10 protein-coding genes are annotated in these 12,953 nt (G+C 36.2%); 6 read left to right on the plus strand and 4 right to left on the minus strand.

Annotated features, from left to right (window positions below; all coding sequences use genetic code 11):
* Positions 1–101 precede the first annotated feature (101 nt).
* Positions 102–1,118, minus strand: a complete 1,017-nt coding sequence (gene mutY / locus B045_RS0104680) for an A/G-specific adenine glycosylase (RefSeq protein ID WP_018463113.1) — start codon at positions 1,116–1,118, stop codon at positions 102–104.
* Between the two features lie 289 nt (positions 1,119–1,407).
* Here mutY and B045_RS0104685 point away from each other — a divergent pair, with 289 nt between their 5' ends.
* From B045_RS0104685 to B045_RS0104700, 4 genes are read left to right on the plus strand one after another with little or no spacing between them, the layout of a single operon-like run.
* Positions 1,408–2,775 carry a glycoside hydrolase family 43 protein gene (locus B045_RS0104685; RefSeq protein WP_018463114.1) on the plus strand — a complete coding sequence of 456 codons (1,368 nt, stop codon included), beginning with the start codon at positions 1,408–1,410 and terminating at the stop codon, positions 2,773–2,775.
* 39 nt (positions 2,776–2,814) lie between these two features.
* Positions 2,815–4,125 carry a glycoside hydrolase family 43 protein gene (locus B045_RS0104690; RefSeq protein WP_018463115.1) on the plus strand — a complete coding sequence of 437 codons (1,311 nt, stop codon included), beginning with the start codon at positions 2,815–2,817 and terminating at the stop codon, positions 4,123–4,125.
* A 40-nt stretch (positions 4,126–4,165) separates the two neighbouring features.
* A complete protein-coding gene (locus tag B045_RS0104695) occupies positions 4,166–6,763 on the plus strand; it encodes a glycoside hydrolase family 31 protein (RefSeq protein ID WP_025883953.1) in 2,598 nt (865 codons plus the stop codon).
* A gap of 9 nt (positions 6,764–6,772) precedes the next feature.
* The gene (locus B045_RS0104700; protein ID WP_044067619.1) at positions 6,773–8,719 is read left to right on the plus strand and encodes a glycoside hydrolase family 97 protein; all 1,947 of its coding nucleotides are present in this window, start codon (positions 6,773–6,775) and stop codon (positions 8,717–8,719) included.
* A 21-nt stretch (positions 8,720–8,740) separates the two neighbouring features.
* Here B045_RS0104700 and B045_RS0104705 read toward each other — a convergent pair whose 3' ends face one another.
* From B045_RS0104705 to B045_RS0104715, 3 genes are all read right to left on the minus strand, one after another.
* Positions 8,741–9,106 (minus strand): DUF190 domain-containing protein, encoded by a 366-nt coding sequence (locus B045_RS0104705; RefSeq protein WP_018463118.1) that lies wholly within the window; start codon positions 9,104–9,106, stop codon positions 8,741–8,743.
* A gap of 2 nt (positions 9,107–9,108) precedes the next feature.
* Positions 9,109–9,486: a fluoride efflux transporter CrcB gene (gene crcB / locus B045_RS0104710; RefSeq protein ID WP_018463119.1), complete on the minus strand. Its 378-nt coding sequence runs from the start codon at positions 9,484–9,486 to the stop codon at positions 9,109–9,111.
* 78 nt (positions 9,487–9,564) lie between these two features.
* Complete coding sequence (locus B045_RS0104715; protein ID WP_154650102.1) at positions 9,565–11,058, minus strand: tetratricopeptide repeat protein; 1,494 nt, start codon at positions 11,056–11,058, stop codon at positions 9,565–9,567.
* 715 nt (positions 11,059–11,773) lie between these two features.
* On the opposite strand from B045_RS0104715, the gene B045_RS0104725 reads away from it, so the two are divergent.
* Together B045_RS0104725 and B045_RS0104730 are read left to right on the plus strand one after the other, a co-directional pair.
* A complete protein-coding gene (locus B045_RS0104725) occupies positions 11,774–12,346 on the plus strand; it encodes a porin family protein (protein WP_018463122.1) in 573 nt (190 codons plus the stop codon).
* Between the two features lie 367 nt (positions 12,347–12,713).
* On the plus strand, positions 12,714–12,953 hold a 240-nt coding region (locus tag B045_RS0104730; RefSeq protein ID WP_018463123.1), incomplete at its 3' end, for a transposase.

Genomic DNA, 12,953 nt, shown 5'->3' on the forward strand with positions numbered 1-12,953 from the left:
TTGTTATGGATATATGGAAGATTTATTTTTCCTCACGAACTATTCTGTAGAATATTGCTTATTGTTTAGGAATATCGTGGAGAATTTATTGTGATTATGCACTACTTATTTTTGAGGAGATTTAAATTTTCTGTCAGTAATTCAATCAGACGTGGTATTGCATAATTGTCTAGTTCGGATTCGTTAATCCAAATAAAGTCTTTCGTTAATTCTGGTTTACTCTGTGTTTCTAGAAGATAAAAGTCTGCATAGATAATCTGATGTGTGAGCACATGCTTCACTTCTTTCTTTAATAATGTAAGTTTTCCTTTGAAGTCAGGTATCTCTCCGTCCTCTATCAGAAGCGGTTCCCATAATCCCTGCCAAATGTCGCCTGCGGGACGTCGATGGATTGCAGTCTGATTCTGATAGCGCAGGTAGACATACGTGAAATGTCTTGTCTTAATTTTAATAGTCTTAATCTTTATAGGCAATAATCCAATCCTATCAGAGCGGAATGCCTCACACCTTTCTGTCAAAGGACAGTCCAAACAGTGTGGTGATGTAGGAGTGCATTGAATTGCGCCGAAATCCATCATTGCCTGATTGAAAGATGAAGGTTGGTCTATTGGTAATAGTGATTGTGCCAACGCAGCAAACTCTTTCTTCCCTTCTGTCGAATTGATAGGTGTTTCAATTCCATAATAACGTGACAGTACACGGTAGACATTTCCGTCCACCACGGCAACGGGAAGGTTGAAAGCGATGGAACCAACGGCAGCAGCTGTATAGTCGCCTACTCCCTTTAGTTTTTTGATGTCCTCAAAAGTGTTTGGAAAATGACCTAATGATACAATCTGCTGGGCGGCAGTGTGTAGATTTCGTGCCCTGCTATAGTAACCTAATCCCTGCCAATAAAGTAAGACCTCGTCTTCTGTAGCATCAGCAAGGTCTTTCACTGTCGGAAATCGTTGCATAAATCTTTCCCAATAAGCATAACCCTGTTGAATGCGGGTCTGTTGCAAAATCACCTCGCTCAACCATATTGCATACGGATCTTTCGTTTCACGCCAAGGTAAGTCGCGTCCGTTTTCCTCAAACCATTTGAGCAATATCCATGTGAAATTATTATTAGTCATGTATCTTTTTTGCGCTTATTTATTTTTCAAAGGTACAATAAAATCTTGATAATTGTTTTTTCTTGAAACTATTTTTCAAGACTCTTCTGCTTATCAATAGTTTGAAATGATATATACTCAGTTACTACAGTTTATGAATATGTATGTAAAATTAGCCCTAAAATTCCCGAATTTACCCTATTGGGACAATAAATGATACAGGGTGCAAAGTTTTAGACACATAGTGATTGTTGTTTCTAAAATATTTTATGTTATTTTGCACTTAGTTTTATTAATACTATACTTATAAATGAAAAGAATACTTTTATCAATTTTCATGACTACAGCTGCAGCTGTCAGCTTTGCTCAGAATCCTATTGTGCAAACAAATTATACAACAGACCCTGCACCAATGGCAGATGGCGATAGAATGTATGTATATACAGGTCATGATGAAGACAATGCTAACTTCTTCTGGATGAACGATTGGCGTGTTTATTCTAGTGCCGATATGGTAAACTGGACTGATCATGGTTCTCCATTATCTTTGGCGTCATTCTCATGGGCTGATGGAAGAGCTTGGGCGGCACAGACTATAAAGCGAAACGGTAAATACTATTGGTATGTATGCGCTCATTCTAAATTAAGCGGTGCAATGGCTATTGGTGTAGCAGTAGGTGATAGTCCTACAGGACCTTTTAAGGATGCTATTGGTAAACCTCTTGCAGACGGTAATTGGGATTATATTGATCCAACTGTCATGTTAGATGATGACGGTCAGGCTTATCTATGTTGGGGAAATCCACGAATTTACTTCTGTAAGTTGAATAAGGATATGGTGAGCATTGATGGACAAGTTGAAAAGATTCCTATGACAGCAGAAGGCTTTGGTGGTCCAACTTTCAGTGAAAGGCAGAAAGGTGTCAAATATAAGGATTCGTATGTTGAAGGACCTTGGCTAATGAAGCGCAATAAAAATTACTATTTGTTGTATGCCGCTGGTGGTGTGCCAGAACATATTGCTTACTCTATGGCAAAGAAGCCATTTGGACCATGGAAGTATATGGGTGAGGTAATGCCTTTGTCAAATACAGGCAGTTTTACAAATCATTGTGGCGTTGCTGATTTCAAGGGACATTCTTATTTCTTCTACCATACAGGTAAACTTCCTAAGGGTGGAGGTTTCGGTCGTAGTGTTGCAGTTGAAGAATTTAAATATAATAAGGATGGTTCGTTTCCAATTATTCAACCTACAAGTGCTGGTGTAGAACCTATCGGAACTATGAACCCAAAGAATAGAGTTGAAGCTGAGACAATGGCTTTCTCTAAAGGTGTTAGAGTTGAACAGAATGAGGAAACTGGTGTTTATGTAAGTGATATCCACAATGGCGATTCTATTGTTGTACGTGTGTTGGATTTCGGAACTACATCTCCAAAAACATTCACTGCAAGTGTAGCTAGTGCTCTGCAAGGAGGAAAAATTGAAGTTCATGCTGACAAGCCAGATGGAAAATTACTCTGTACATTGACAGCTCCTTATACCGGAGGTTGGGAGAAATGGCAGACTGTTGATGCAAATCTAAATGAAGAGATAACTGGTATCCACAATTTATACTTCCTCTTTAAAGGTAATCAGGGTGCTAAATTGTTCAATTTCGATTGGTGGCAGTTTAAATAACCTGTTACTTTGCATATAAATAATTAATACTTAAATATTATGAAACGAATATTATCTTTTATGTTGTTGGCAACATCCTCTTTGGCTTGTTTCTCACAACATCCGATTTTAACAACAAAATATACTGCTGATCCAGCCCCTATGGTATATAAAGACACTGTTTATCTATATACTACTCATGATGAGGACAATGCTGACGGATTCATGATGAAGGATTGGTTGCTGTATACCTCTACTGATATGGTGAACTGGACCGATCACGGAGCTGTTGCTTCACTTAAAAGTTTTGCATGGACTAAAATGGATAATGGCGCATGGGCAGAACAAGTTGTCGCCCGTAATGGTAAGTTTTATATGTATTGTCCTATTCATGGCAATGGCATAGGTGTTTTGGTCTCTGATAGTCCTTATGGACCATTTGTTGACCCGATAAACAAACCGCTTGTTTGGCAGAAAGAAAATTGGAATGATATAGATCCTACTGTGTTCATTGATAATGATGGACAGGCTTATATGTATTGGGGTAATCCAGACCCATATTATGTAAAACTTAATAAGGATATGATTTCATATTCTGGAGAAATTCATAAAGTAGCTCGTCCTGCGCATTATCAGGAAGGACCTTGGTTCTATAAGCGTGCAGGTAAATATTATCTTGCTTATGCTTCTACATGCTGTCCTGAAGGTATAGGATATGCAATGAGTGACTCTCCTACAGGTCCGTGGACATTCAAAAACTATATCATGGCGCCGACAGATAAGAGTAGGGGTAATCATCCAGGAATCATGGATTATAAAGGAAAATCTTATGTCTTTGGACTCAACTATGACCTTATGCATGCTCATGGAATAATGGAACATCATGAGCGTCGTTCTGTTTCTGTCGCTGAGATGCATTATCATAAGGACGGAACAATAGAGGAAGTACCATATTGGACAAAGGAAGGCGTTGCACAGATAGGACATCTTAATCCTTATAAGCGTGTAGAGGCAGAGACTATGGCTTGGAGTAAAGGCGTGAAGACAGAGAATATGAATAATCGTGTTGCAGTAAATGATATCCACAATGGTGATTATATCATGTTGAAGGGTGTTAACTTCGGTAAAGGAGCGAAAAGCATAAGTATAAATGCTGCACCTTTGAATGGAGGTACGGTCGAAATTCGAATTGACAATATAAATGGCAAATCTTTGGGTACTTGCAAAATAGCAGGTGAAGATAATAAATGGAGTAATTATATCGCAGGTATGACAAATATCAGTGGTGTTCATGATTTATATCTAGTATTCAAAGGTGATGCCGACAAACAACTGTTTAAGTTGGATTATTGGCAGATGAAGAAACGTTGATATTTCACTCACGTGATATAATCATAAACATTAATGTTAGATGAAAAAGAGATTATTATTAATTGTAATGATATTCTTGCAGGTTTCTATTGCTGCAATGTCGCAGAAGGTTTTGCGATATAATGTCAATAAGAAACAGGTTAATATCACTACAATAGACGGAACTCTTACAATAATACCGCTTACTGATAATGCCGTAAGGACGATATTCAGTAAGCAGGTATATCGTGTTATGCCTGAATTGGTTTATGTAGAAAACTTGAAGAATCCTACACTCAATATAAAGGATAGTAAAGATAAAGTATCAATTTGTCTGAAGAATATCACTGTAGAGATAGACCGTAATACTGGATTGATTTCATATCTTAACAAGAATGGTAAACAGATACTTGCCGAAAACGGACGCAGTCTGGCTCATTCTTTTGTTGGCAAAGAGAAGACTTATATTGCCGAACAGCATTTTGCTTCTCCGTCAAATGAACATCAATACGGATTAGGACAGTTTCAGGATGGCTATCTTGATGTTCGTGGATTGTCAAGACGACTTACACAGGTCAACACGCAGATTTCCATACCAATGATATTATCAAATAAAGGATATGGATTGTTGTGGAATAATTATGGTCTCGTTGATTTCAATCCTTCTGACAATAATGTTGCTCTAAAGAAGAATGCAGAGGGTGGCGATGTCACAGAAGTAAATGTAACAACAACAGCTGGAAATAAGAAAGAACGTCGCGAAAGTAATTTATTTGAGGCTGATGTAAATATTGATAAAGAAGGAGATTATTCTTTTCTTCTTGATGTAGGGCAGAAAATGGCTAGAAAACTGAACCTTGAAATTGATGGACAAAGATTGATAAACATGGAAAATTTATGGCTTCCACCTACATCATCTGTAATAGCTCATCTTTCTGCAGGCATTCATCATGTCAAATCACAACTCACTAACAATGATTCGCCAATACTCTATTATCATAAGGTGACAGACGAGACAGTCTTTCGTTCGCCTGTTTCACAAAGCATAGACTATACTGTCTTTGCCGGTAATGCTGATGCGGCTATGGCTGCTTATCGCGAGGTAACAGGTGAGGCACCAATTATGCCTTTATGGGCATTGGGATATATTCATTGTCGTGAACGTTTTAATTCACAACATGAGATACTCGAAACGGCTAATCGATTCCGTAAAGAGTCTTTTCCTGTTGATATGATGGTTCAGGATTGGCAGTATTGGGGAAAATATGGTTGGAACGCTATGAAGTTTGATGAGGACAGATATCCTAATGTAAAGGCCATGACCGACAGTCTTCATAAAATGAATATAAAGTTCATGGTTTCTGTTTGGTCTAATACTGACCATAAAACAGAACTTGGACACGAATTGGACAGTTTGGGATATTTTATTCCGAATACAAACTGGGTTGACTTCTTTAATCCAAAGGCAGCTGATTTCTATTGGAGTAATTTCAGTAGGCGTATGCTTAAACCTTATGGTATTGATGCATGGTGGCAGGATGCAACCGAACCAGAAAATGACGACTTGTCAGGTAGATTTGTTAACAATGGTACAACACCTGGAGAAGTGTTCAGAAACACATATCCGCTGTTGGTAAACAAAACTGTTTATGAGGGTTGCCGCAGAGACAATCCAATGCAGCGTACGATGATACTTACTCGTTGTTCTTACACAGGAATACAGCGTTATAGCATTGCCAACTGGTCGGGTGATGTTGGTAACGACTGGGATACTTTCAAACGACAGGTAACAGCAGGTTTGGGACTTATGGCGGCTGGAATACCTTGGTGGACTTATGATGCAGGAGGCTTTTTCCGTCCTGGTAATCAATACAGTGATTCCCTTTATCATGAACGTTTCATGAGATGGATGCAGACATCTGTATTCTTACCTTTGATGCGTGTCCATGGTTATATGAGCAATACTGAATTTTGGAATTATGGTCAAAAAGTTTCTGATAATGCTCGTCTGTGTCTTGAAATGCGTTATAAGCTGATGCCTTACATTTATTCTAATGCGGCAGCCGTATCAATGAACGGAACATCTATTATGCGACCATTTATAATGGATTTTGCTGATGATGAATTAGCTTTGAAACAGAAAGATGAGTATATGTTTGGTAAGTCTTTACTTGTAGCTCCTGTATTCGAACAGGGCATAAACCAGATGCCGGTTTATCTTCCTAAAGATACAAAATGGTATGACTTCGCTACTAATAAAATGTATGTTGGTGGCGAGACATATCAAATGCCTATAGTTAAGGAACGAATACCTGTATATGCAAAAGGTGGCTCTATAATTCCGTTAGGACCGTCTGTTCAGAGCACTAGTGAAGACCGCAATGCTCCATGGGAGATTCGTGTCTATGGAGGAGCCGACGGAGCGTTTACTGTTTACGAAGATGACGGAATAAGTTATAATTATGAGAAAGGCGCATATTCTACATATCCAATAACATGGAAAGACAGTTCTCGCACTCTTGAGATAGGACAGCGAAAGGGTAGTTTTAAAGGAATGTGTAAGAAGCGTAAGTTGAAACTTGTTTATACGAATGGCGAAAAACAGAATGTATCAAAAACAGTAATATATTCTGGTAAGGGAATAACTTTAAGATTTTAAATAATTAATATGAAACGAACATTATTCTTATTCGGTAGTATCATACTATCATGTCTTACGGCTTTTTGTCAGCAACTAAACAATGTGATAAAAAGTCCTGACGGGAAAATATGTGTTACCGTTACTGATGATAACGGGAAACCGCAATATGCTGTGAAATATGGCGATAAGGTGTTTATACAACCTTCTCTTTTGGGTGTCATAACTAATCATGCCGATTATTCTGAAAATCTACGATTGAAGGATGTAAAAATATCAAAGTTAGATGAAAATTATTCATTGCCAAACATCAAACAGAGCAATGTGCATTATGTAGCCAATGAGGCTGTATGCAAATACTATCGTGATACTGTAAATGTGCTAGATGTAATATTTAGAGTTAGTAATCGCGATGTTGCTTTCAGATATGTAATTCATCCTGCCGGTGCACATCTTAGCTGCACGATAACAAAAGAGTTGACACAGTTTAAGCCTGCAACAGGAAGTACTACTTTCCTTTGCCCGCAGGCCAAACCAATGGGTGGATTTGCAGGCACATCTCCAAGTTATGAGACATCATATACTCTTGATGATGCTATGGGTAAAAACGGTTGGGGAGAAGGTTACACATTCCCTTGCTTGTTTAAAAACCAGAACGACGGTTGGATGCTTGTTTCTGAAACAGGTGTCGACGGAGGTTATTGTGCAGGAAGACTTCTTGGAGAATCTGATGGAACATATTGTATAGGATTCCCGCAGACAGGGGAATGTAATGGTAATGGCACTGTTTCTCCAGGTATCTCTTTGCCAGGAAAGACTCCATGGCGTACAATTACTTTAGGCAATACCCTTGCAAATATTGTTGAGACTACAGTTCCTTTTGATGTAGTTGAAAGGAAATATGAACCATCTAAGAAATATACTTATGGTAAAGGTTCATGGAGTTGGATTATAGGTATGGACGCAAGTTGTAACTATAACGACCAGAAAAAGTATATTGATTTTTCTGCTGCTATGGGTTATCAGTCTGTACTTGTTGACGCATTATGGGATACTCAGATTGGTCGTGACAAGATTGCTGAACTTGCTGAATATGGTGCTAAAAAGGGTGTATCACTATATCTGTGGTATAATTCTAATGGTTATTGGAATGATGCTTTTCAGTCTCCACGTGGGATAATGAATGATCCTATCTTGCGTAAGAAGGAGATGAAATGGATGCAACAGACTGGTATAAAAGGTATCAAGGTTGATTTCTTCGGTGGTGACAAGCAGATGATGATGCAAGTATATGAAGGAATTCTGTCTGATGCCAATGACTATGGACTTGAAGTAATATTCCACGGATGTACAATTCCTAGAGGTTGGGAACGTATGTATCCTAATTATGCTGCTAGTGAGGCTGTGTTGGCAAGTGAAAATCTTCACTTCTCTCAGGATTTTTGCAATCATGAGGCTGTAAACGCTTGTATTCATCCATTCGTACGTAATACGATAGGTAGTATGGATTTCGGAGGTAGTGCACTTAATAAGTATTATAATGCTGACAACAAGCATGGTAATCATCGTGTTACTTCTGATGTATATGCTTTGGCAACAGCAGTTTTGTTTCAAAGTGCAGTACAGCATTTTGCATTAGCACCAAATAATCTTCAAGATGCTCCTTCATGGGCTATAGATTTCATGAAGAATGTTCCTACAACTTGGGACGAAGTGAAGTATATAGATGGATATCCTGGTAAATATATTATCTTAGCACGTCGACATGGTGATAAATGGTATATAGCAGGAGTTAATGCAGAAACCACAACATTAAAGAAAACTATAGATTTGTCAATGCTTGCTGGCGCAAAGAAGTTGATGATATATACAGATGACGCATCCTTGAATGGATCTGTAAAAGTTATCAATGGTAAAAGAAAACTATCGATAAGCATCCCGAAAAATGGCGGTGTCGTAATCAATACCGCAGAATAATTTAAAGGCAATCCCTTTCCTCTATTCTTTAGATGAAGGGGATTGCCCGTTTTTAATTAAGATAACGTCAGTGTCCTGACATGTAACCATGCAACCTTTTGGTAATTGTTTAATCCAAGGAAGCACTACATCAAGAAAACTGTTTATCTTTTCTTCTGTGTCAACGATTTCAACGATTACAGGCACTTTGTCTATGAGTTCCCAGAATTTATCAGAGTGGAGTTTACTGCTTGCTCCAAATCCCATAATACCTTTATACACAGTTGCTCCTGCCAATCCATGTTCCTTGGCAGCAACAGCAATTGCTTCGTAAACGGAAATATGTTTCACTACATCAGTACTGCTAACGTAGAATCTTAAGACTTTTTCTCTTGAACTTGATTCCATAACTATATTAATTTAATGAGTGAATAACCTAGAAACAAGAATAGATAACCACAAATGATGCTAGCTGCCATATATACAGAACAGTAGAAGAAGTTTCCTGCTTTTATCAGTTGGAAATTGTCTCCCATGAAAGTCGAGAATGTTGTGAAACCTCCGCAGAATCCAACTGTAAGAAACAGCTTCAGATTGGTATTCATCAAGTTACCACGATCAAATAATCCGTAAAGAAGTCCTATGATAAAGCATCCAATTATGTTTACCATGAATGTTCCAATAGGAAAGCCACTACTTGTCATATTTTGAACATACTTTGATAACAAGTAGCGTGAAATGCCACCAGTACAACTTCCAATACCAATATAAAACAAAGTTCTAATCATAATTTATCATCTTTTTCCACTGCAAAGTAAATAAAAATATTTTGATTAGCCACATTAAAATGGTTAAAAGCCTATTTGTTATGGAATGAATTTTAATTCATCACAAAGTAAGGACTCAACTTTCTTAGTTCTTCTCCATACTGTTTGATGAGGAAAATTAGTAAGACGCATTATTTGTGGATTAGTCATTCCAATTTTCAGTAGATATGCCGTTATTAATAATTCGTTTGAAATTTTAGGTATTTTGTTTTGTACCATAGCACTAAATCCTGGATATAGTTTATCTACAGCAGCGAATAGTTCTTGCCATTCTTTTTCAGTTATATTATTTTGTCCTTCAGAGGCTTTTTTAAATTTATCTATTATTTCAGATGCGTTTGAAGATATTTTCTTCATAAAGGCAAACTTCATTAGCTGTTTGTTTTGGCTCATCTTCAATTCCAGGTTTTCCTCTGTTCGACTAAGTTCTTCATCAAGTTCTGATAATTCCTTCTTTTTATCATTCAGTTCAATGTCCTTTTTCTTAATCACAAACTGTGCATTCTTAATAGCTTTGTCCTTATTTAATAGCTTTTCTGCAATTTCCTTCTTTCTGTAATAATATAAGCATGTTGTTACTAATATAAAAATAACCAGAATAAATAGACATACGACAAATCTGTTTCTAGCTACTTCTATTTCTTCATGAGCTTTTTCTTGAATACGTTTATTTTGTTGATATCTGAACTCATTGTAGGTGTTCTTGGTCTGATCTTTTGCTTCTTCTATCTCTATGGAATCTTTTATGTCGTTTAACAAGAGAGCATATTTTGTAGATAGTTTATATTGTTTCTTATAAGCATAATATTTCATTAATCCATTTGCTGCATCGTGTCTGCTTCTTAAACGATGGCATTTCTCCATTTGCTCCTTATAAATGTTTGCTGCTGAATCTTTAGAAACATATTTATAGTAATATGCCCCTATTGCCGTATAATAATTATGGGGCCTGTCTTGTTGCTTAATTTGTTTGATAAGATTGTAACAACTGTCCGCTGCATCTTTTTTGTTCCAAATCGTATTGTTGTATAGTAATTCTGCTATTATTTCAGAAAACTTGCTGTAATCATGTGAGTTTTTGATAATCTTCATAGTTATATTATCCAACTTACTAGCCTTGATTGTGTCATTTAAAGCAAATGCCGGTGTTACCATATCCATTATGTTCCAAACTGTAACACAATGAGCTTTCTTTGCAATACTGCATTCTTTCTCTGCAATAAACATAGCTTCTCTATAGTTGTTTTGTATACAATATATATAAGCCAATTGTGAGTAAGTCTTAATCTGTAAAATAGCATCAATATCATCATTGCTTTCTCCTATCTCTTGTGCTTTTAGGAAATAATTCAAAGCTCTTGGGTTATCATTCAAGTCTCTATATGTGCTTGCCATATAAAAGTTGACCTTTTGCTTATCTGAATCTTCTCCATTCTCCATAAAATAGTTATATACAGATTTTATGGAATCGTCTGAAGATGGAATAATATTATTTTTGTCGCGTAAAATTATGGATTGCAGATTCTTTTTCATCTGTGTATATGAATCTGACTTTCTTCCCTGATGTTTTTGGTTACAACTACAATATGTGCAACAGATCATAATCAACAATAATAGACTATTTCGAAGTTTTTTGTTCATTGCCCTTTTTTTTATAGTGCTAAATTCAGAATAATAAGTTTGCTTGTAAGTTTTGCCGAATGCAGCCTTACATTATACAAATGTAGTGCAAATGAGTGCAAAAATCATCAAGTTTTCTTGTATATTTTTGCTGAATGCAGCCTTACATTATACAAATGTAGTGCAAATGAGTGCAAAAATCATCAAGTTTTCTTGTATGTTTTTGCTGAATACAGCCTTACATTATACAAAGGTAAAGCTTTCTTTTATAATATATACATAGTTTTATGCTAAAATACATAAAACGGGATAAGGTGGGATGAAAAAAACTTGTATTTAATCTATCAATGCCTTAATTTTGCGAACAAAATAAGAAAAGATTTTGGTCAAGAAGACATGCAACAGATTATAGGGCAGATCTCTCAATTGGAGATATTAAATATCATTTGACAATACCTAATGAAGGAATAGGAGTGATGGAAAAAGTACTGACTCCATTTTTTAATTCAAGATATATGCCAAAAAACAAAGTTAATTGCTCTTTTGAGCACTTTAATACAGGATGCTGTGAAGGTGCTGATGTTCGTAGAGATTTTACAATAGATTTTAGTAATATAAATTGGTAATAATGAAAAAGTTTATTTTATTGATGTTGGCATTTGTTAGTTTTCAACAAATGAATGCACAACAAGTTCAGGGTGATTTTACAATCCAACCCAAAGTCGGTTTAAACATTGCTTCATGGCGTGGTGATTCTTATCAGCAGGATAGTTATGCTAGGCTTTCTTTTGGAGTAGAAGGACAATATGCTGTTACTGATAAGTTTGGCATCTCTGCAGGTTTGATGTATTCACAGCAGGGTAATAATTCTATGGTATATAACTTACAACCAGCAAATGGAAATATGTATCGTTATAAGTTTAAAATGGATTATCTTAATATTCCAATTCTTGCCAATTACTATTTGTTTAAAGGGTTAGCCGTTAAGGCTGGTATTCAACCAGGATTTAAGATCCATGACAATATAAGTTCTTCAATGACTCACTCTTTTGATTTATCTATACCTGTAGGTTTGTCATACGAGTATAAGAATGTATGTTTGGATGCAAGATATAATTATGGTCTTACTGATGTCAAGAAAGAATATGATCAGAAAAATAGTGTATTCCAATTCACATTAGGTTATAAATTTAAGTTATAATAATATAGACAATGAATTCGCTTGTCGTTTAGTCTCTAAGACTTTAATGACAAGCGTTTTATGCATAAAAAAGATTATTTATGACAATGAAGCTGTTTGTTAATAGAATTCGATATTTGCTTTATTGCTTTGAATGGTCAAGTTAATCGGCTAGACAGATCACTAATAAATTTAAGATATAACGATGTATTATTAAAATCCGTTTGGCTGCATACTGTAAAGAAATAAAGGTATAGATGATACATTACGAATGTACTTATTTTGATAGCAAGTCGCGTGAAATGGAGGATGTCATTTCAACTGTGTCATGAGTTAATACAATAAAAAATATTAATCGCTGTTTTTACAGTATAATAATGTTATCAAAATGACACAAGAAGAGTATTCTGAGATGTTATCTCAGGCAAAAGATCAGTTTAAGAGTGGCACCGCCTTGTTTGGTAAAGATGGTGCTTTTCACCGTGTATTGGAAGATTTTCTTAATGCCGCTCTTGAAGGAGAGTTGGATAATCATCTTGAGGCAACCAAGCCTTTGAATAAAACCAATCGTCGTAATGGGAAGATGTCCAAGGAGGTTCAGACAGAATATGGTGCTGTGAATGTAGAT

The organism is Segatella paludivivens DSM 17968 = JCM 13650, from assembly GCF_000373185.1.
GTDB classification, from domain to species: Bacteria; Bacteroidota; Bacteroidia; order Bacteroidales; family Bacteroidaceae; genus Prevotella; species Prevotella paludivivens.

Excerpts from the sequence above, each read along its gene's own strand:
- mutY (WP_018463113.1), bottom strand. The coding sequence starts at position 1,118 with ATGACTAATAATAATTTCACATGGATATTGCTCAAATGGTTTGAGGAA.
- B045_RS0104685 (WP_018463114.1), top strand. The coding sequence starts at position 1,408 with ATGAAAAGAATACTTTTATCAATTTTCATGACTACAGCTGCAGCTGTC.
- B045_RS0104690 (WP_018463115.1), top strand. The coding sequence starts at position 2,815 with ATGAAACGAATATTATCTTTTATGTTGTTGGCAACATCCTCTTTGGCT.
- B045_RS0104695 (WP_025883953.1), top strand. The coding sequence starts at position 4,166 with ATGAAAAAGAGATTATTATTAATTGTAATGATATTCTTGCAGGTTTCT.
- B045_RS0104700 (WP_044067619.1), top strand. The coding sequence starts at position 6,773 with ATGAAACGAACATTATTCTTATTCGGTAGTATCATACTATCATGTCTT.
- B045_RS0104705 (WP_018463118.1), bottom strand. The coding sequence starts at position 9,106 with ATGGAATCAAGTTCAAGAGAAAAAGTCTTAAGATTCTACGTTAGCAGT.
- crcB (WP_018463119.1), bottom strand. The coding sequence starts at position 9,486 with ATGATTAGAACTTTGTTTTATATTGGTATTGGAAGTTGTACTGGTGGC.
- B045_RS0104715 (WP_154650102.1), bottom strand. The coding sequence starts at position 11,058 with ATGAAAAAGAATCTGCAATCCATAATTTTACGCGACAAAAATAATATT.
- B045_RS0104725 (WP_018463122.1), top strand. The coding sequence starts at position 11,774 with ATGAAAAAGTTTATTTTATTGATGTTGGCATTTGTTAGTTTTCAACAA.